Raw genomic sequence first — 19141 nt, forward strand, 5'->3', positions numbered from 1 at the left:
GCCGGTCCGGGCCAGGTGGGCTCTCCCCGCAGGGGATGAGCGCACAGCGGTCCGGGAGGTGCCGGCCGAAGCGATGACGCGGCCGGCGCCTCCCTGGAGGGGCGGACCCGGTCAGCGGCTGCGGAACCGGTCCAGCAGCGCACGGCCGGGACCGTTGCGGCTCCCGTCGCCGCGCGGGGTCCCGCCGCTCACGGCCGAGGACTTGGCCTTCGCCGCGGCCTCGGGCTCCGCCGCGGTCCTGGCCTTCGCGCCGGCCTTCGGCTTGGGCTTCTGCTTCGGCTCCGTATCGGCGGTGGCCCTGGACCTCGGCCTGGGCGTCGTAGCGGCCTTGGACTCGGGCTTCGGTGTGGGCGGGGACTTCGCGGCTGCCCCGGCCTTCGTCGCCGGCTTCGTCCGTGCCGTGGCCTTCGCCCATGTTTCCTGCCACGGACGCCGGCGTGACGCCGTGCCGGACGCGGCGGGTTTCGGAGCACGGGTCCGCTCGGGAGCCGGTTCCGGCTCCGCCTCCGTTCCGTCCGCGAGCACGTGGTAGCGGTGGCTCAGCCGACGGCCCAGCACCAGATAGCCGAGGAGCGCACCGGCGGTGTTGAGGATGACGTCATCGACGTCGAAGGCGCGTCCCGCGACGAGCGCTCCCTGCACCAGTTCGACGATCGCGATGACCAGCACGGTCAGCAGGACCATGCGGATCATCCGCAGGCGGCGCGGCACGAGGATGGGCAGGAGTACGCCGAACGGCATCCCCAGCACCAGGTTTCCGCCCGCCTGCTTGCAGGCGGCGAGGAAGGTGTAGTCCTCGGCGTACTGCCGGAGCGAACGGCCGGGCCGCAGGTTCGACTTCACCAGTTCCTCCGAGGCGGGCGACGGTGTGAGCGTCACCTTCGCCAGCACAACCGAGAAACCGACCATGGCCAGGAAGGCCAGCACCAGAAAGGTCACCTGCAGGAGAACGCTTCCCCATGTCCTGCGCCGCGTTTCATTCTGCGTCCCACTCTCAGCCTCTGCTCTCATGGGCGACGGGTTCCCCCGTCCGGTCGGAGCACACCTTCCCGGGGTGCCGGAGCCGAGCACGGGCGTCGGGACAGCCGGCGGGCGCGCCTCTCACCGTTCGCAGAAACCGGTGAGCATCCTGATCGCCTCGCCGAGACCTCGCGGGCGGTGGGTGCCGGGCAGTGGGGCGCCGGCCCAGCCCGGACCGGCGATCAGTACGGCCGGGCCGGTCCGTGCGCCCCGTACTCCCCATTCGGCGGATGCCACGTGGTGCGCCAGCGGGCGCGCCGCCGTGTTCCGCGACTGGGACCACAGCACCACGGCCGACGGGCCGATCCGGCGCACGGCCTCACCCAGTGCCTCGCCGGGCACGGACGCGCCGAACATCCTGACGCCCAGGCCCCGTTCGGCGAGACCCGCGGCGAGCGCCTCCAGGGGGAGCGTGTGCGTCTCGCCCGGTGTGCAGGCCAGCAGCGCGAGCCCGGCGCCGTCGGTGGCGGCAGGCTTTGCCGCCACTCGCCGCAGGGCACTGGAGACATGCCAGGACAGCAGGTGCTCGACCTCGACGTAGCGCTCGCCCGATGTCTGCCACTTGCGTCCGACCGCGTGCAGCGTCGGCATGATCACCTGGTCCCAGGCCGCCAGCAGACCGTACCGGTCGATCGCGGCGGTCAGCCGGTCGTCGATGGTCCACGCGTCCAGCCGGAGTGCCGCGCTCGTCAGTCCTCGGCGTTCCTGGCGTGCGACGTCCGCGGTGAGCCCGTCCGGCTCCGTGCCGGAGCGGGAGGGGAGGACGTGGGGTGCGACAGCCGGGGCCCGAGTTCCGGGAGTCCCGTTCAGTGCCGTGCGGGCGGCCTCCGCCGGGGGCACGCCGGAACTCGTCAGCTCACACATGTGTTCCAGTACGGCAATGTCCTCGGGCGTCCAGCGCCGGTGTCTGCCACCGTGCCTGTGAGCGGGGCCGATGCCGTAGCGGCGGTCCCAGGTCCGGAGTGTCGTCGGCGCGACGCCGAGCTGACGTGCCACTGTGCCGGTGGTCAGGCCGTGGTCGGTGGTGCCCACCCGAGCCCGTTCCGTGGAGGACGGCATGCGCTGATCATACGACGCAGAACCGACGCAGGTTGTCCCGGTGGGCCCCCCGTTGGAACGCTGCCGGTCAGGGGCGTCCGTCGGAGGGGCCCCGGAGAACACACCGGACGACTCCGGCCGGACGCAAGGGGGACGCAGTTCCTGGGCCGGGCCGCCCGGAGGAAGGACAGCCATGACCGCGCTCGCACCGGAGAACACGCTGCCCGGCGGGCCGGACCCGCGACCGTGCGTCGCGCAGGACCTCGCCGACGAGGAGCTGGCCGCCGGTCTGCTGCGCGGCAGCGAGGACTGTTTCGCCGCCGCCTACCGGAGGTGGGGCACGCTCGTGCACTCCCTGGCGGCCCGGTCCCTGGGCGACAGCCGGGAGGCCGAGGACGTCACCCAGCAGGTCTTCATGGCCGCCTGGAACGGCCGGCTCGGCTACCGTCCCGAGCGCGGCCCGCTGCCCGGCTGGCTGGTCGGCATCACCCGGCGCAAGATCGCCGACGCGCTTTCCGCCCGCACCCGCCGCGGCGAACTGGCCGCCGCGACGGCGGCGCGGCTGCAGCTCACCGAGACCGGAACGGCCGGACGTCCGGAGTCGGCGCTGGACCGGGTCCTGGTCGGTACGGAGCTGGGGAAGCTGCCCCAGGTACAGCGCCGCATCCTGCACATGGCCTACTACGACGGTCTCCCCCAGACCCGCATCGCGGAGCTGACGGGGCTCCCGCTCGGCACGGTCAAGAGCCACGTGCGCCGTGCCCTGCACCGGATCCGGCGTTCGATGTCGGGCGGCGACGCGGAACGGTAGCCGAAACGGCGCAGTGCCCCCTCCGCCCGGAGAGCGAGACGCGCGACGGCGAGGCACGGTGAACCGAGCAGTACCCCAGCCGATGCGGAGGTCCCATGAGGAGCAACAGCACGGAGAAGCCCCTGCACTGCCTGGTGACCGGGGCCACCGGATACATCGGGGGCCGGCTGGTGCCGGAACTCCTGGAGGCCGGGCACCGGGTCCGCTGCATGGCGCGTAGCCCGGAGAAACTGCGGGACTACCCGTGGGCCGGGGACGTGGAGGTCGTCCGGGGAGACGTCACCGACGCGGCCTCGGTGGCGTCGGCCATGGCGGACATCGACGTGGCCTACTACCTGGTGCACGCGCTGACGACCGGTGCGGACTTCGAGGACACCGACCGGACGTCGGCCACGGTCTTCGCCGAGTCGGCCCGCGCTCGGGGAATCGGCCGGATCGTCTACCTCGGCGGCCTCACACCACCCGGCGTACCCGAGCGGGAACTCTCGCCGCATCTGCGCTCGCGGGCCGAGGTCGGCAGGATTCTGCTGGATTCCGGGGTCCCGACCACCGCCCTGCGGGCCGCGGTCATCATCGGGTCCGGGTCGGCGTCCTTCGAGATGCTGCGCTATCTCACGGAACGGCTGCCGGTCATGGTGACACCGAGCTGGGTGTCGACCCGGATCCAGCCGATCGCGGTCCGGGACGTGCTGCGCTATCTGGTCGGCAGCGCCGGGATGCCGGGGGAGGTGAGCCGTGCCTTCGACATCGGGGGGCCGGACATCATCACCTACCGCGAGATGATGCAGCGGTACGCGGAGATCGCGGACCTCCCGCACCGGCTGATCGTGCCCGTCCCGATGCTGACACCACGGCTGTCCAGCCACTGGATCGGGCTGGTCACGCCAGTTCCCCGGTCGATCGCACGGCCGCTCGCCGAGTCGCTGCGCTACGAGGTGGTGTGCCAGGAGCACGACATCGCGCGGTACGTGCCCGACGGGCCGGGGCAGCCCTTCACGTTCGAGCGGGCCCTGCGCCTCGCCCTCCAGCGGGTGCGCGAGGCCCGGGTCACCACCCGGTGGTCCTCCGCGTCGGTGCCCGGGGTGCCGAGCGACCCGCTGCCCACCGACCCCGACTGGGCCGGCGGCAGTCTGTACACGGACGTGCGGGAACTCGACGTCGACGCGTCGCCGGAGGCCCTCTGGAAGGTCATCGAGGGGATCGGCGGCGATCACGGCTGGTACTCGTTCCCGCTGGCCTGGGCCGTGCGCGGCTGGCTCGACCGGCTGGTGGGCGGGGTGGGTCTGCGCCGCGGGCGGCGGGACACCGACCGGCTCAGGGTGGGTGACTCCCTGGACTTCTGGCGGGTCGAGGAGATCGAGCCCGGTCGCCTGCTGAGGCTGCGCGCGGAGATGCGGCTGCCCGGTCTGGCGTGGCTGGAGATGTACGCGGAACGGGACGAGCGGGGTGGGGCGCACTACCGGCAGCGGGCCCTGTTCCATCCGCGTGGGCTGCTCGGCCACGCGTACTGGTGGAGCGTGTCGCCGTTCCACGCGATCGTGTTCGGCGGGATGGCCCGCAACATCGCACGGGTTGCGGCGGGGGTGCCGTCCTCGCCCCCGGCGAAGGAACGCGGCGCGCTGTCCCGGTGACCGCTGCATCCGCAAGGAGCCTCCCGACGGAACAGGGGCACGTCCACGCCCCCGACCAGGAGTTGCGCCATGACCGTAGCGGTCGTCCTCTTCACCGCCGATCTCCGTCTGCACGACCATCCGCCGTTGCGGGCCGCGCTCGCGTCCTCGGACGAGATCGTGCCCCTGTTCGTCCGCGACACGGGGATCGAGGCGGCGGGGTTCGGCGCCCCCAACCGCCGCGCCTTCCTCGCCGACTGTCTGCGGGATCTCGACGCGGGGCTGCGTGAGCGGGGCGGCCGGCTGGTGATCCGCTCGGGTGACGTGGTCGCCGAGGTGTGCCGGGTCGTCGCCGAGACCGGTGCGGGCGACGTCCATCTGGCCGCGGGGGTGAGCGCGTACGCCCGCCGCCGCGAGGAGCGGTTGCGCGCGGCGCTGGAGTCCGGCGGGGGACGGCTGCACGTCCACGACGGCGTGGTCACCGCGGTCGCGCCCGGTGCCGTGACCCCCGCCGGCTCGGACCACTTCGCTGTGTTCACCCCGTACTTCAGGCGCTGGTCCGGGGAGCGGGTGCGTGATCCCTTCCGTGCGCCGCGTGCGGTGCGGGTGCCGGACGGTCCGGGATCGGAGGACGTGCCGGTCCGGGCCGCCGTGCGCGACGTCTCCGCGGGGCTCGCCGAGGGCGGTGAGGTGGAGGCCCGCAAGCGGTTCACGGCCTGGCGGCGCCACGGGCTCGCGGCGTACGAGGCCCGCCACGACGACCTGCCGGGAGACGCCACGTCCCGGCTCTCGCCGCATCTGCACTTCGGCACCCTGTCCCCCGTGGAACTGATCCACCGGGCCCGCGCGGCAGGTGGTGACGGCGCCGACGCGTTCGTCCGGCAGCTGTGCTGGCGCGAGTTCCATCACCAGGTCCTCGCGGCCAGGCCCGGGGCGGCCCGGCTGGACTACCGCACCCGGCACGATCACTGGCGGTCCGAGGCCGGGGCCGCCGAGGAGATCGAGGCGTGGCGGCAGGGGCGCACCGGATACCCGGTGGTCGACGCCGCCATGCGCCAGCTGCGCCACGAGGGCTGGATGCACAACCGCGGACGGCTGCTCACGGCGGGCTTCCTCACCAAGACGCTGTACGTGGACTGGCGTGTCGGCGCCCGGCACTTCCTGGATCTGCTGGTGGACGGCGACGTCGCCAACAATCAGCTCAACTGGCAGTGGATGGCCGGGACGGGGACGGACAGCCGCCCCAACCGGGTGCTCAACCCCGTGCGCCAGGCCAAGCGCTACGACCCGGACGGCGACTACGTCCGACGGTGGGTCCCGGAGCTGGCGGCACTGGCCGGGCCCGCCGTGCACGAGCCGTGGAAGCTGCGCGGTGCCGAGCGCGCCCGGTTGGGGTATCCGGCCCCGGTGGTGGAACTGGCCGACGGGCTGGCCCGGTTCAGGCAGGCGCGCGGCCTGGAGTGAGTCCCGCGGACGCGGCAGCCCTTGGCCGTACGGCGGGCGCGGCACGCCGCACCGGGGACAACACACCCCGCCGGGCCGGACGCCAGCGAAGATGCCGCCATGCCGACTTCCACCGCATCCACCGACCCGTCCGGCCGTGACACCGTGGACGAGCCGCGCGGCCATGCGGCCCTGCTGCTCCTGTCGGCGGCGTCCGGGGCGGCGGACGCGTTCGTGTTCATCTGCGTCGGCCAGGTCTTCGCCGGGGTGATGACGGGGAACCTGGTCCTGCTGGGAGCCTCGGCCGCCGGGGCGGGTGAGCAGGGAGTGGCACTGCGCGTGGTCACGGCGCTCGTCTCGTACGGCTTCGGGGTGGCCTGGGGCGCGGTGACGGGCGAGCGGGTCTGGCGGCGGCTGCCGGTCATGCTGGCGGTCGAGGTGCTGCTGCTCGCCGCGGGTGCGGTGCTGTGGGGGCTGGGTCTGATCACGTCGGACGCGGGCCGGCTGGGCCTGCTGGCTCTCATGGGGCTCGCGATGGGAATCCAGGGCCGTATCCGTGCCACGCCGACGAACTACTTCACCGGAACGCTGACCTCACTCGTCGGCCGGCTGGCCGTGGGCTCGTGGCGGCGGGGTGACGGCTGGGTGGTCGGCCGGCTGGCCGCCGTGGTGGCGGGCGCCGCGGTGACCGCGCTGTCCTTGCGGGGCCGGCCCGACACGGGGGCCGTGGCGGCGGCCGTGCTCGCGGCCGCGGCGCTGCTGGTGGAGGTCGTACCACGGCGTCGGTGAGCCTTCGCGCGTGAGCCGGAACGGGCACGCGTCCGGGCAGAAGGAAGCCCCGGCCGGATCGGGGGAATCCAGCCGGGGCGGTTCTTGGTGTGGACGCCGCAGAGGGCGCCATCACATATAGGTGAACGATAAACCATTGCCGCGTGTTCCCCGGAATCCGCGCCCCGGACTGTGATTCAGGGCACGGACGGAGGGCGCCCCTCCTACCGCGAAACCGTGCACCGCGGGACGGGTCAGCGCTCCTCGCGGAAGAGGACGTGCTGCCCGGCAGCGGGGTCGTACTTGCGCAGGACCAGCCGGTCGGGGCTGTTGCGACGGCTCTTGCGCGTCACGTAGCTCTGCCCCGTCCCCGCGGTCGAACGGAGCGTGACGACGGGACGGGCTTCACTTCGGGCCATGGGTACCTCCGCACTCGTGAACCGAACCCGCACCTTGATGGGAACGGGATTCGTTTTCGTTCTGCTCGTGCAACGCCGGCCCGGCCGGCCGCATTCCCGCCAGGTCCGGGCCGGGGCTCCGGAGCGGTCCGGCACTCGTCCGGCACTCTTCGGCCGCGCCGTCACGCGAGGCCGTCACGCTCGTTGACCGCAGTGCCCCGCCCAGCGAACGACCACCCCAGGAACGTGACCCAGCTGAACCCCCGGCCCGCGCCCGCCCCGGCGCGCTCCGTTCACGCCGCGCCGCGCCGGCGCGAGCAGGCACGCCGAAGGCGTCCGCTCGCCGGATCGGCCGCGCCAACACCCGCCAAAAGCAAGGCTGTTCGAAAGAGCGCGGCGACACTCAGCCGCTGGCATATGCCAGGTGCAAGAACGCATCGAGTGTTGCCAAACCGCTTACGGGCCCCAGTCGGCTGTGCAACAGTCGTATTCGGTCCACCCTCAGACCTGGTTGTACCGCGCCTGTATCGGAGTACGTCATGCCGTCCCATCTGTCCGCGGACCGCCCCGCCCCCCAGCCGCCCGAGCGCCATGCGGTCGACGCGTTGATCAACCGGACGCGCCGGCTGCGCGGCGATGTGGACGCGGTGCGGCGCGACTCCGTTCTGGTCGACGAGGACGATCCGCAGATGCGCTGGCAGCGCGCGCTCTGCGATCTGGCGGTCCATCACCTGGACGATCTCGGCTCACATCTGGGACAGCTCAAGGAGGGCCTGCCGCCGGAGGCCGCTGAACAGCTCGCGGCCGAACTGTCGCTGGGAACGGCTCAGGGGACCGTCGGTGAGGAGCGGGCGGAATCACTGGTCGGCCGGGCGGGCAGCGCCGAGTGGAATCTGCTGACGGACGCGGTCAGCTGGTCCGACGAGTTGCTCCAGATCTTCGGCCGGACCGCGGAGGCCGGGCCGCTCTCCCTGGACGACCTCCCTTCCGTGCTGTTCCCCGAGGACCAGCCCGTACTCACCGCTCTGGTGACGGACTGCCTGGTCGACGGAAAGCCGATAGACGGCGAGTTCCGGATCCAGCGCGCCGACGGCGGGACACGGACACTGCACATGACGGGCGAGCCCGTGCTCGACGCGGACGGCTGCACCGCTTCCATGTGGGCGGTCCTGCGCGATATCAGCGAGCTGCGGCGCAACCAGCAGGTGGTGCGCCGCACCCATGACTCACTCCGTCGCCAGCAGCACATCGACCGGACGGAACGCCGCATCGCGGTCGAGCTCCGGGAGGCCGTGCTCCCGCCGTGGCGAGGTTCACTGCGCCTCCCGGACCAGGGGCCCGGAGCGCTGGACATCGCGGCCCACTACCTGCCCTCCGAGTCCAGCGACCTGATCGGCGGCGGCTGGTACGACGCGTTGGAGCTGCCGGACCGCAGGATGCTGCTCACGGTCGGCGATCTGACCGGTCGCGGTATCCAGGCCACCTCGGCCATGGCGATGATCCTCGGTGCGCTGCGCGGCATGGCGGTGGCCGGCATCGACCCGGGGGCCCTGATGGGGCATCTGAACCAGTTGCTGGAGACATCGATCCAGCCCGCCCTGGGCAGCGCGGTCTGCTGCCGGTTCGACCCCGTGACCCGCACCCTGGAATGGGCGCAGGCCGGACACCCCGCTCCGCTGCTCTTCCGCGACGGAACCGGGCGCCCGCTCCCGCAACCCGACGGCGTCCTGCTCGGAGCGGCCTCCGGGGTCGCCTACGAGCAGGACGAGGCGCACCTGCTGCCCGGTGATGTGCTGGTGCTGCACACCGACGGACTGGCCCGGACCAAGGACGGGCCGGGCGGCCTCCGTCCGGGCACCGAGGCACTGCTCGGACTTGCGCCGCGCTTCGCCGAGGCCCGTACGGCGCAGGACTGTGTACGGACCGTCGCCGAGGAGTTCGGCGGCACCCCGCGACTGGACGACGCATGTGTGCTGATCGCCCGCATCGGGGCGTAGGGCACACGGAACGCACCCGGCTGCCCGTGGTGCGGTGTCCGGGAGATGTGAGGAACGGCGCCTCTTCCCTGTGGCGCCCTGGGGTCAGACCTCGGAGCTCCTCGTCCGCTGCTTGATGAGGGAGCTGTGCGGCAGTGAGCGCTCGATTTCCTGGCGCAGGTCCTCGATCTTCGCGTAGCCCGCGAACTGGCCCGTCAGCCGGTACATCTCGCGCAGCCGGTCCCAGGTGCGGTGCGAGGAGGTCTCCCCCATCGTCACCAGGGCGAGCCGCGCGTAGCGGTCGGCCTGCTCGGGGTCGTCGGCGATGAAACACGCCGAGGCGAGCGAGATGTAGTCGAAGATCTTGGACCGCTGGCGTCCGCTGACCCGCAGTTCGAGTGCCCGCTTCGCGTGGCGCTGGGCCATGACGGCCGCCGCGGGTTCGTGCTCGGCCAGGGTACGGAACGCCAGCGCCTGCATCCCGTGCAGATCCGCCTCGTCGAACATCTGCATCCAACTGGGTGGTGAGACATCGCTCTTGTCCGAGATGAACAGTTCCTCTGCCCTGCCCAGGCTGCGCCGCATGGCCTGGCCCTGTCCCATGGAGGCCTGTGCCCAGGCCTCGATGGTGTGCAGCATCGCCTGGGTGCGCGGCAGGACCATGTCGCCCGAGCCGGACTTGGCGAGCTTCATGAGGTCGAGCGCGTCGTCGGGGCGGCCCAGGTGGACCATCTGACGGGCCGCCCTGGACAGGGCCTCCCCCGCGCGCGGCCGGTCGCCGCCCTCGCGGGCCGCGTGCGCCGCGATGACGAAGTACTTCTGGGCCGTCGGTTCGAGGCCGATGTCGTGGGACATCCACCCCGCGAGCACGGCGAGGTTGGCAGCAACGCCCCAGAGGCGGCGCTGCAGATGGTCGGGGTGGCGGTAGGAGAGCATGCCTCCCACCTCGTTGAGCTGGCCCACCACGGCCTTGCGCTGGAGGCCGCCGCCCCGGGAGGCGTCCCAGGCGCGGAACACCTCCACGGACCGCTCCAGCGCCTCGATCTCCTCCGAACCGATGGGCGCGGCCTCGTACCGGTCGAAACCGGCCGGGTCCGCGTGCACGGGGTCGTCGATGCGTGGGGCGTCGGCCGCCAGTACGGGGTCGGTGTGCAGCCAGTCGTGCATGGGGCCGGCGATGGTGGAGCCGGCGGTGAGCGCGGCGCCCGCGCTCACCAAGCCGCGTCGGTTGAGCATGAGGTCCATTCCCGTGAATTCGGTGAGGACCGCTGCCGTCCGCTCGGGCGCCCAGGGGAGTTGGTCGGGATTGTTCTCCGTTCCTGTCTCTCGCCGTTTCCCCACACGCCCGCGTCGGCCGAACCCGAGGTCCTCGATGGTCACGACACGACCGAGCCGCTCGGTGAACAGGGCTGCCAGCACTTCGGGCACGGGATCACGGGGGGACTCCCCCATGTCGATCCAGCGCCTCACCCGCGAGGTGTCGGTGGCGAGTTGGGGGTGGCCCATGGCCGCCGCCTGCCTGTTCACCATTCTCGCGAGTTCGCCCTTGGACCAGCCGGCAAGGCCGAACAGGTCCGACAGACGGGTGTTGGGTTCTCCGGTCACGTCAAGCCCCCAGGTTCTCGGCTGTGTTGACAGTAACCCCCTGTCAGATGCCCTGCGACTATTCGCCAGGGTTCGCCAGGGTCCGCCACATGGTCTGCCACCCGCGATCCGGTGTCAGGTAGGAAAGCGCCACCCCGCCCGGCAGCCCTAGGTACTCCCCAGGGTGCCGAACGGCCGCCGGCCGGGGCGGCGCACGCAACTTGTCGGCGCACGAAGGGATCTGTCTCGCCCATGTACACAGCATCGTCCTCCGTGTCTGCCCCACCCCGGCCGCTCCGTCCCCTCGGGGCGGGCGGCGGGCCGTATCTCGACCCCCGCGCCGCTGGAACCGCGCCCGGCATGGGTCGGGCCCGGCGCATGGCGGGGCCGGGCAGTCAATCGCTCAGCGGGAGACTGGACCTGTCCGGTCCCCAGGGCGCGCAGCTGAGGATGGCCATCGCCTCGGTGCACCGGATCTGTCCGGAGTTCAACCCGGTGCAGGTGCTGCGGCGCAGTGGCCGTTCGGTACTGCTCGTGGGTTCCACCGGACGGACGACCGCGGTCGCCAAGTGCTTACTTGACCACTCACCGGCGTGGTCGGAGCGGTTCCGTCATGAAATAGCGGCATACCGGGCGTTCGTCCGGCACCGCCCGCCGGTGCGGGTCCCCCGGCTCATCGCGGCGGACCCGGAGAACTGCACCCTGGTCATCGAACGGATGCCCGGCCGGGTGGCAGCGCTGACCAGGCATCCGTCGGAGGCGCCGCCACGCGCCGATCTGCGGGCGGTGCTCGGCGCGGTCAGCCGGGTCAACGCCTGGCGGCCGCCGTCCGGTCTCTTCGACGCCCCGCTGGACTACGCGGCGCGCATCTCGCGCTACCACGAGCTGGGACTGTTCACCGACCGCGATCTGGGTGACCTGCAGAAGCTCCTCCACGGCGTGGCCCACGCGGGCGGCCGCCAGGGGGCGGGGCAGTTCTGTCACGGTGACGCGCTGCTCTCCAACATCCTGCTGTCGCCCACCGGTCCGGTGCTGGTCGACTGGGAACATGCCGGCTGGTACCTGCCGGGATACGACCTGGCGACGCTGTGGGCGGTACTGGGTGACGCGCCGGTGGCCCGGCGTCAGATCAGCCAGCTCGCCCAGGTCGCGGGTCCGGCGGCGCGGGACGCGTTCCTGGTCAATCTGATGCTCGTGCTGACCCGGGAGATCCGTACCTACGAGACGGCCGTGCAGCGGGCCATGCGCGACACCTCGGGCCCCAGGGCCGGTCAGGACCGGCCGGGCGCGCTGTCGTCGGGCGAGGAGCAGCGTCTGCTGCTGCGCCGGCTGCACGACGACTGTGCGATGGCCAGGCGGGCCGTACGAGCCGCGGTCGGCACTCGCTGACCTTCCTCCCCAAGGGGATGCGCGCTGCGGGTCCGGTGCCGACACACCGGGCCCGCAGCGCGCTTCGGTGTGCCCGCCGCCGGACGGGCACACCTTCAGTGCGCGCGGACGATGTCCACGTCGGCGGCCTTCACGAAGGCGATGCGGTGGCCGATCTGGACGGTCACGTACTTCTCCTTGCCCGGGAAGAACGAGTGGTCCAGCGGGTACGAGGCATCGATCGTCGGAGCGTAGAAGAAGCCGGTGGGGGCCACACCGCCACCGGGGTAGGACTGCCCCGCCTTGATCGTGTACTGGAGCGGCGTGCCCACGCGCTGGTCCGCGAAGCCGGCGGGGTACTCGGACTTCTCCGGGTACGCCACGCCGTACACCGGCACCTCGGCCCTGCCCGCCTTCGGCTTCACGACGTAGCCCGTGGTGGGGGTGGTGGTGCGGTTGCGGGCCGGGGTCTCGAACCAGGCCTTCTGGCCGGACCACCAGATCGCCGTCCAGCCGGGCGCGTGGCCTGCGACGACGGCCTGCTGGGTGGCGCTGATCTTGCTGCCCCAGTCGGCGGCGCAGTTGGTGCCGGGCGAACCGTCCGGGTGCAGTCCGGGGTCGGAGAAGAGCGGTGCGTCGGCGGACGGCTCCGTGTGGAGCGGGACGGCGCTGGAGCCCTGCACGGGCAGGTCGACGCCCTTCTCGCAGTCGCGGAACGCCTGCTTGTTGTCCTTGAACCTCGGGCTGACGGTGATGAGTTCGCTGTTCTTGCGGGCGGTCGGCACGGTGGGCCTGCCGAGGAGCGCCATGAAGCGGTTCCAGTCCCAGTAGGTGCCCGGGTCCCAGTGCATGCTGGCGGCGCCGGAGGCGCTGGTGGGCGGTACCCCGTCGTGGCCGATGATGTGCTGGCGGTCGAGCGGGATGTCGTACTTCGCGGCGAGGTAGCGCACCAGTGCGGCCGTCGAGCGGTACATCTCGGGGGTGTACCACTTGGCGCCGTCGACGGCGACGCCCTCCTGCTCGATGCCGATGGAGTTGGAGTTGAGGTACCAGTTCCCGGCCTGCCAGGCGACGTCCTTGTTCTTCACCATCTGGGTGACGTGGCCGTCACCGGAGCGCACCACGTAGTGGGCCGAGGTCTGCTTCAACGGGTTCTGGAAGATGTTCAGGGTGGTGGCGTAGTCCTCCTCGGTGTCATGGAGGACGATGAATTTGATCTTGTTGGTGTGCGGGCGGTCCGAAGTGTCGTAGTTGCCGTACGTCGCCTTGTCGGCCGGGTCGCCGGTCTGCTGGTAGGCCGCCGGGACCCAGTCGCACTCCAGGCCGCGCGGACACTCCGGCCGCACCCCGTCCGCACCGGCCTGCGCCGCGGGACTGAGCAGCGCGAGACTCAGCGCGCCGACGGTGGTGAACGCGACCGCGAGTCCGGTCCTCTGCTTGGACGTCATGACAACCCTTCTTGGAGCTGTGCGTTTTCCGAGCTGTTCGTATCGAGAGGTGTTCGTGTTCCGATCTCTCTGTTCCGCTGTGCGCGCACACTCTGTGACCTGAGGCGAGAGCACGTCAAGAGCACGGCGGGGGCCGCGGGTCGAGCCAGTGGACCAGACCAGTGGCAGGGCCGCTGACCTGCGAAGGGCAAATGAGCAACGTCTTTTTGGCAGTGCCGCGTTACCTGAGTTTTACGGAGCGGCCGGCTTGCCGGCGAAAGGCGGATCATCCCTCGAACGAGCGCACTTCTTGTGTGACTAATCGCCGTTGTGTGTGCCCCGAACGGCCGAAGGGTAGTGCTCGCGCGGACACGACCGAACCGCGTGACGCTCACGCGAAGGCTCTCGGAAAGGCCGGACGCACATGGCTCAGCCCTTCACCCTGCCGGACTTCTATGTTCCGTATCCGGCGCGGCTCAATCCTCATGTCGAGGAGGCCCGACAGCACACCAAAGCGTGGGCACGGGCCATAGGGATGCTGGAGGGATCGGGCATCTGGGAGGAGAAGGACCTCGAATCCCACGACTACGCGCTCCTGTGCGCGTACACCCACCCCGACTGCTCGGCCGAGGCGTTGTCGCTGGTGACCGACTGGTACGTCTGGGTCTTCTTCTTCGACGACCACTTCCTGGAGCTGTTCAAGCGCACCCCGGACCGGGAGGGCGGAAAACGGTATCTGGACCGGCTGCCCGCCTTCATGCCGATGGAGCGCGGTACCCCGACGCCCGAGCCGACGAACCCGGTGGAGGCGGGGCTGGCCGACCTGTGGGCGCGGACCGTGCCGGGCATGTCCGACGCCTGGCGGGTGCGGTTCGCCGAGTCGACGAAGAACCTGCTCAACGAATCGCTGTGGGAGCTCTCGAACATCAACGAGGGCCGCATCGCGAACCCCGTCGAATACATCGAGATGCGCCGCAAAGTGGGCGGGGCCCCGTGGTCGGCGGGGCTGGTCGAGTACGCGGCCGGCGCCGAGGTGCCCGACGCGGTGGCCGGCGAACGGGCGCTGCGCGTGCTGCGGGACGCCTTCTCCGACGGTGTCCATCTGCGCAACGACCTCTTCTCGTACCAGCGTGAGGTCGAGGACGAGGGCGAGAACAGCAACGGCGTGCTGGTCCTTGAGCACTTCCTGGGCTGTTCGACGCAGGAGGCCGCCGAGGCGGTGAACGATCTCCTGACGTCGCGGCTTCAGCAGTTCGAGAACACCGCGCTGACCGAACTCGGCCCGCTCTGCGCCGAGAAGGGTCTGGATCCGGCGCAGACCGCGACGGTCCTCGCCTACATCAAGGGCCTTCAGGACTGGCAGTCCGGCGGCCACGAATGGCACATGCGCTCCAGCCGCTACATGAACGGCGGAGGAGCCGGACGGGCCGCACCGGGCTTCGGGATGGCGGCCGCGTCGATCCGGTTCACTCCCCGTTCGGAGTCGGCCAGGCTGCGGAGCCTCACCTATCTGCCCTACCAGCACGTCGGCCCGTCCCTGCTGCCCGACTTCGACCTGCCGTTCGGCACGACGCTCAGTCCGCATCTGGACGGGGCCCGGCTGCGGCTCGTCGACTGGTCGTCCCGCATGGGCATCCTGGAGGCGCAGCCGGGGGTGCCGGGCTCGCACATCTGGGACGAGGCACGGCTGCTGGCGATCGACCTTCCGCTGTGCGCGGCCGGGATCCACCCTGACGCCACCCCGGACGAGCTCGATCTGTCCTCGCAGTGGCTGGCCTGGGGTACCTACGGCGACGACTGGTTCCCGGTGGTGCACGGGCGGGCCCGTGACCTCGCGGGGGCCAAGACGGCCAACGCGCGTCTGTCGCAGTTCATGCCGCTGGACGGCACGGCGGCGCCCGAGCCGGTCAACGCGCTGGAGCGCGGACTGGCCGATCTCTGGGAGCGCACGGCGGCGCCCCTGGACGACAGCGGCCGGCGTGCCTTCCGTACGTGTATCGAGGACATGACGGCGAGCTGGGTGTGGGAGCTGGCGAACCAGGCGCAGAACCGGATCCCCGATCCGGTGGACTACGTCGAGATGCGGCGCATGACCTTCGGTTCGGATCTGACGATGAGCCTGTGCCGGCTCGCGCACGGCAGGAAGGTTCCTGCGGAGATCTACCACAGCGGTCCGCTGCGCTCCCTGGAGAACGCCGCGGCGGACTACGCCGCGCTGCTCAACGACCTGTTCTCGTACCAGAAGGAGATCGAGTACGAGGGTGAGGTGCACAACGGCGTTCTGGTGGTGCAGAACTTCTTCGGGGTCGACTATCCGACCGGGATGCGGCTCGTCCACGACCTGATGAAGTCGCGACTGCGGCAGTTCCTGCATGTCGCCGAGCACGAACTCCCGGTGCTGTACGACGACTTCGACCTGGACGACGAGCAGCGGGAGATCCTCGCCGGCTATGTGCAGGAGCTGAAGCACTGGATCGCGGGCATCCTGATCTGGCACCGGGGCTGCCGGCGCTACCGCGAGGAGGATCTGCGGCAGGGCACGGCGGCCCCGTGGCACCTGAGTGGTCCCACGGGGCCCGGCACCTCCGCGGCTCGGGTGACCTCGCTCTTCGCTCAGCTCTCCGGGGTCAGTGTGTAGCTCTGTCCGGCACTCGCCCTGAAGGTCTTCTCGCCGCTCGTGAACAGGGTGCCTCTGACGGTCACCTCACGGGTGCGGCTCGCCGTGATCACCACACGGCGGGCCGTCCCCGCGGCCCATTCGATGTCGACGGTGAAACCGCCCCGGGCGCGCAGGCCGCGCACCGATCCGTCCGGCCAGCCGGCCGGGAGGGCGGGGAGGATGTCGACGGTGTCGTGCTGGCTCTGCAGCAGCATCTCCGCGACGCCCGATGCGGCACCGAAGTTCCCGTCGATCTGGAACGGCGGGTGGGTGTCCCAGAGGTTGGGCAGGGTGGAGTTCTTGAGCTGCTCGGAGAGCATCTTGTGGGCGTGGTCGCCGTCGCGCAGCCGCGCCCAGAAGTTGATCTTCCAGGCCTTGGACCAGCCGGTTCCGCCGTCGCCGCGGGCGCCGAGGGAGACCTTGGCCGCTTCGGCCCAGCCGCTCCCGGCCTCGATCTGCCGGCCGGGGTGGAGACCGAAGAGGTGGGAGACGTGGCGGTGGTCGTCGGCCGGGTCGTCCCGGTCGGCCTTCCACTCCTGGAGCTGGCCCCAGGAGCCGGTCCGCAGGCCGGGGTCGAGCTGGTCCAGGGCGGTCTCCAGCCTGCCGCGGAAGTCTGCCGCGTCACCGAGGGTACGGGCGGCCTCCAGGGTGCTGGTGAGAAGGTCGTGGACGATCTGCTGGGACATCGCGGCGCCGGCGGTGAAGTCCCCGTGCTCGGGCGAGTAGCTCGGGGTGACGACCAGGAGCCCGTCGCGCGGGTCGGTGCGCAGGTTGGCCAGCCAGAATTCGGCGGCCTCCTTCATCGCCGGGTAGGCGGTGGAGCGCAGGTAGTCGGTGGAGCCGTTGAACCGGTAGTGCTCGTACATCTGCTGGGTGAGCCAGGCTGCGGCCTCGGGGAACCAGAACGCGGTGGAGTAGTCGTGGACACCGGTGAATCCGTACGGGTTGGTCTCGTTGTGCACGACCCAGCCGGCGGTCCCGAACATCTCCTGCGCCGTTCTGCGGCCCGGCTCGCGCATGGCCTCGATGTAACGGTCGTAGGGAGCGGTGGTCTCGGCGAGGTTGGTGACCTCGGCGAGCCAGTAGTTCATCTGGAGGTTGATGTTGCTGTGGTAATCGGCGGACCAGGGCGGGGTGGTGGAGTTGTTCCAGACGCCCTGGAGGTTGGCGGGCAGCGAGCCCTCGCGCGAGGAGGCGATCAGCAGATAGCGCCCGTACTGGAAGAAGAGCGCCTCCAGGGCCCGGTCGGCGGGGCTGTTCCCTCCGGTGTATCCGCTGAGCAGCTGGTCGGTGGGCTGGTCGGGCAGTTGCTGACCGATGTCGAGCGCGACCCGGTCGAAGAGGGTGCGGTGGTCGGTCACATGGGTGTCGCGGACACGTTCGTACGAGGCCGCTGCGGCGGCGTCGACCGTGGCGGTGACCGTGTCGTGCGGATCGTCGCCCCGGTAGCCGGGATAGGTGTCCGCGTAGTCGGTGCCCGCGGCGAGGAAGAACCAGGCGCTGTCGGCGCCGGTGACGGTGAGGCTGCCGTCGGCGCCGGCGGTGACCGTGCCGCCCTCGGCGCGGACCCGGATCTGGGCCTCGAAGCGGAGCCCGTTGTCCTGGAGCGCTCCGCGTACGGTGAGCCGGTCGCCGGTGGCGGAGGCGGTGAAGTCGCTGCGCGGTGACGTGTAGCGCAGGGTGAGGGTCACCTGCCCCGGCCGGTCCGCCGTGAACCGTCCGCCGATGACCCCGCCCGGGTGCGAGACGAAGTACTCCCTGCTGTGGGCGGTCCCTCCCCCGGTGTAGCCGACGGTCGCGAGTGCGGTGCGCAGGTCCAGGGTGCGGCGGTAGGAGGCGTCGGGGGTGGCCGGAGCGCCCGGCACGTCGATCAGCAGGTCCCCGAAGACCTGGTAGGCGCCGTAGCCCCGGCGTCCCTGGCCCAGTTCGGCGGTCACGGTGTCGGGGCCGAGGGCGCCCTCGGTGTCGAGGCGCCGGCGGACGTCGGCGAGAGCGTCGGGCCTGGGGGAGGTCCAGTTCCCGAAGTCGTACCCCTCGGCCGAGCCGGGTCCGCCGGACCACAGGGTTTTCTCGTTGAAGGTGAGACGTTCGGTGGCGAGCGTGCCGTGGACGCTCGCACCGAGCGCCCCGCCCCCGATGGGCAGGGATTCGCTCTCCCAGTCGGCGGCGGGTGCGAGGTAGTGGAGGACCGGGTTCGGTAGCTCCTCCTTGGCTCTCACCTTGGCGGATTCATCGGAGGTGCCGACCGCCGCTGCCGTACCGGCGAGAGCGGGAACTCCGAGTGCCAGAGCCCCTGTTGCGCCGATCACTGTCTTCACTGTGGTGCGTCGCGTCATCCCGGATGTCATGCCCGACGACGCTAGAGGTCCGACGACTGTCAGGACAAGACGCATGACAAAACAGCCTCTTGGACGGAGGCCGTGTGTACCTGGACGGAAGTGCCGTCAAAGGACCGGACGGCGCGGGCCGCGCGACGGGCCCGCGAGTGCGGACTCAGCCCTGCTGGAAGAGTTCCGCGGGCAGCGGCTTCAGGAGGGTGTACAGATCGTCGGTGATCGGGCGGTCCCAGCTGGCGATGGTGACGAGCACGCCGTCGCTGCGGTCGAACTGGACACAGGCGATCCGGCTCTCGGAGAGCTTGACGCGGCGGACGATCAGCAGGTTGTCGCCCTGCATCACGGGCATGTCCTCGGTCCCGGTGACCTCGACCGGCTCGTCGTTCTCCAGCGCGAGCAGCAGCTGGGCCACCTCGAAGGGAACCTGGCCCTCCTCCGTCTCGCGGGCGGGCGAACCCTCCGGGAGGTTGCCGATGATCATCGCGGGGCCGCGGCCGCCGAACAGGTCGTAACGGAGGAAGACGCCCTGACAGCTCCCGTCGGGGGCGGGCAGCAGACCGGCGCCGAGGTTTCCGGGCCAGTCCCCCGGGTCCATGGCCAGGACGTCGAAGTCGGGGCCCGCGGGTGTGGCGGCGCTACGGCGGCGGAGGAAGGACATGCGGACATGTTACGTGGCCGGGCTCACGTCGCGGAGCCGGGCCCG

14 protein-coding genes are annotated in these 19141 nt (G+C 71.2%); 7 read left to right on the forward strand and 7 right to left on the reverse strand.

Annotated features, from left to right (window positions below; genetic code table 11):
* Positions 1–111 precede the first annotated feature (111 nt).
* Together ACIO3R_RS20290 and ACIO3R_RS20295 are read right to left on the reverse strand one after the other, a co-directional pair.
* A complete protein-coding gene (locus ACIO3R_RS20290) occupies positions 112–1011 on the reverse strand; it encodes a VanZ family protein (protein WP_402107376.1) in 900 nt (299 codons plus the stop codon).
* Between the two features lie 90 nt (positions 1012–1101).
* Positions 1102–2079: a MerR family transcriptional regulator gene (locus ACIO3R_RS20295; protein ID WP_402107379.1), complete on the reverse strand. Its 978-nt coding sequence runs from the start codon at positions 2077–2079 to the stop codon at positions 1102–1104.
* A 172-nt stretch (positions 2080–2251) separates the two neighbouring features.
* Between ACIO3R_RS20295 and ACIO3R_RS20300 the strand changes: the two genes are divergently transcribed.
* The 4 genes from ACIO3R_RS20300 (at position 2252) to ACIO3R_RS20315 (ending at position 6711) form a co-directional block, all read left to right on the forward strand.
* Positions 2252–2869 carry a sigma-70 family RNA polymerase sigma factor gene (locus ACIO3R_RS20300; RefSeq protein WP_385038315.1) on the forward strand — a complete coding sequence of 206 codons (618 nt, stop codon included), beginning with the start codon at positions 2252–2254 and terminating at the stop codon, positions 2867–2869.
* Positions 2870–2964: 95 nt separating this feature from the next.
* Complete coding sequence (locus tag ACIO3R_RS20305) at positions 2965–4500, forward strand: SDR family oxidoreductase (protein WP_402107381.1); 1536 nt, start codon at positions 2965–2967, stop codon at positions 4498–4500.
* A gap of 69 nt (positions 4501–4569) precedes the next feature.
* A complete protein-coding gene (locus tag ACIO3R_RS20310; RefSeq protein WP_385038309.1) occupies positions 4570–5943 on the forward strand; it encodes a cryptochrome/photolyase family protein in 1374 nt (457 codons plus the stop codon).
* Positions 5944–6042: 99 nt separating this feature from the next.
* Positions 6043–6711, forward strand: a complete 669-nt coding sequence (locus tag ACIO3R_RS20315; RefSeq protein WP_402107384.1) for a YoaK family protein — start codon at positions 6043–6045, stop codon at positions 6709–6711.
* A 233-nt stretch (positions 6712–6944) separates the two neighbouring features.
* Here ACIO3R_RS20315 and rpmG read toward each other — a convergent pair whose 3' ends face one another.
* Positions 6945–7109: a 50S ribosomal protein L33 gene (gene rpmG, locus ACIO3R_RS20320; RefSeq protein WP_362959235.1), complete on the reverse strand. Its 165-nt coding sequence runs from the start codon at positions 7107–7109 to the stop codon at positions 6945–6947.
* Between the two features lie 518 nt (positions 7110–7627).
* Between rpmG and ACIO3R_RS20325 the strand changes: the two genes are divergently transcribed.
* Positions 7628–9085, forward strand: a complete 1458-nt coding sequence (locus ACIO3R_RS20325; protein WP_402107387.1) for a PP2C family protein-serine/threonine phosphatase — start codon at positions 7628–7630, stop codon at positions 9083–9085.
* A gap of 84 nt (positions 9086–9169) precedes the next feature.
* On the opposite strand, the gene ACIO3R_RS20330 is transcribed toward ACIO3R_RS20325, so the two are convergent.
* Entirely contained in the window at positions 9170–10669 is a 1500-nt protein-coding gene (locus tag ACIO3R_RS20330) for a hypothetical protein (RefSeq protein WP_402107390.1), read from the reverse strand.
* Positions 10670–10900: 231 nt separating this feature from the next.
* On the opposite strand from ACIO3R_RS20330, the gene ACIO3R_RS20335 reads away from it, so the two are divergent.
* Positions 10901–12037, forward strand: a complete 1137-nt coding sequence (locus tag ACIO3R_RS20335) for an aminoglycoside phosphotransferase family protein (protein ID WP_385038295.1) — start codon at positions 10901–10903, stop codon at positions 12035–12037.
* Between the two features lie 95 nt (positions 12038–12132).
* Here the strand turns inward: ACIO3R_RS20335 and ACIO3R_RS20340 are convergent, their stop codons facing one another.
* Positions 12133–13464, reverse strand: a complete 1332-nt coding sequence (locus tag ACIO3R_RS20340) for an N-acetylmuramoyl-L-alanine amidase (protein ID WP_385029729.1) — start codon at positions 13462–13464, stop codon at positions 12133–12135.
* 403 nt (positions 13465–13867) lie between these two features.
* Between ACIO3R_RS20340 and ACIO3R_RS20345 the strand changes: the two genes are divergently transcribed.
* Entirely contained in the window at positions 13868–16081 is a 2214-nt protein-coding gene (locus ACIO3R_RS20345) for a germacradienol/geosmin synthase (protein ID WP_402107394.1), read from the forward strand.
* Here ACIO3R_RS20345 and ACIO3R_RS20350 read toward each other — a convergent pair.
* Together ACIO3R_RS20350 and ACIO3R_RS20355 are read right to left on the reverse strand one after the other, a co-directional pair.
* The gene (locus ACIO3R_RS20350) at positions 16057–18450 is read right to left on the reverse strand and encodes a glycosyl hydrolase family 95 catalytic domain-containing protein (protein WP_402107397.1); all 2394 of its coding nucleotides are present in this window, start codon (positions 18448–18450) and stop codon (positions 16057–16059) included. The genes ACIO3R_RS20345 and ACIO3R_RS20350 overlap by 25 nt on opposite strands.
* A gap of 145 nt (positions 18451–18595) precedes the next feature.
* Positions 18596–19096 (reverse strand): hypothetical protein, encoded by a 501-nt coding sequence (locus ACIO3R_RS20355; protein ID WP_073738907.1) that lies wholly within the window; start codon positions 19094–19096, stop codon positions 18596–18598.
* Positions 19097–19141 lie beyond the last annotated feature (45 nt).

Source organism: Streptomyces sp. NPDC087428, assembly GCF_044744085.1.
Taxonomy (GTDB): Bacteria; Actinomycetota; Actinomycetes; order Streptomycetales; family Streptomycetaceae; genus Streptomyces.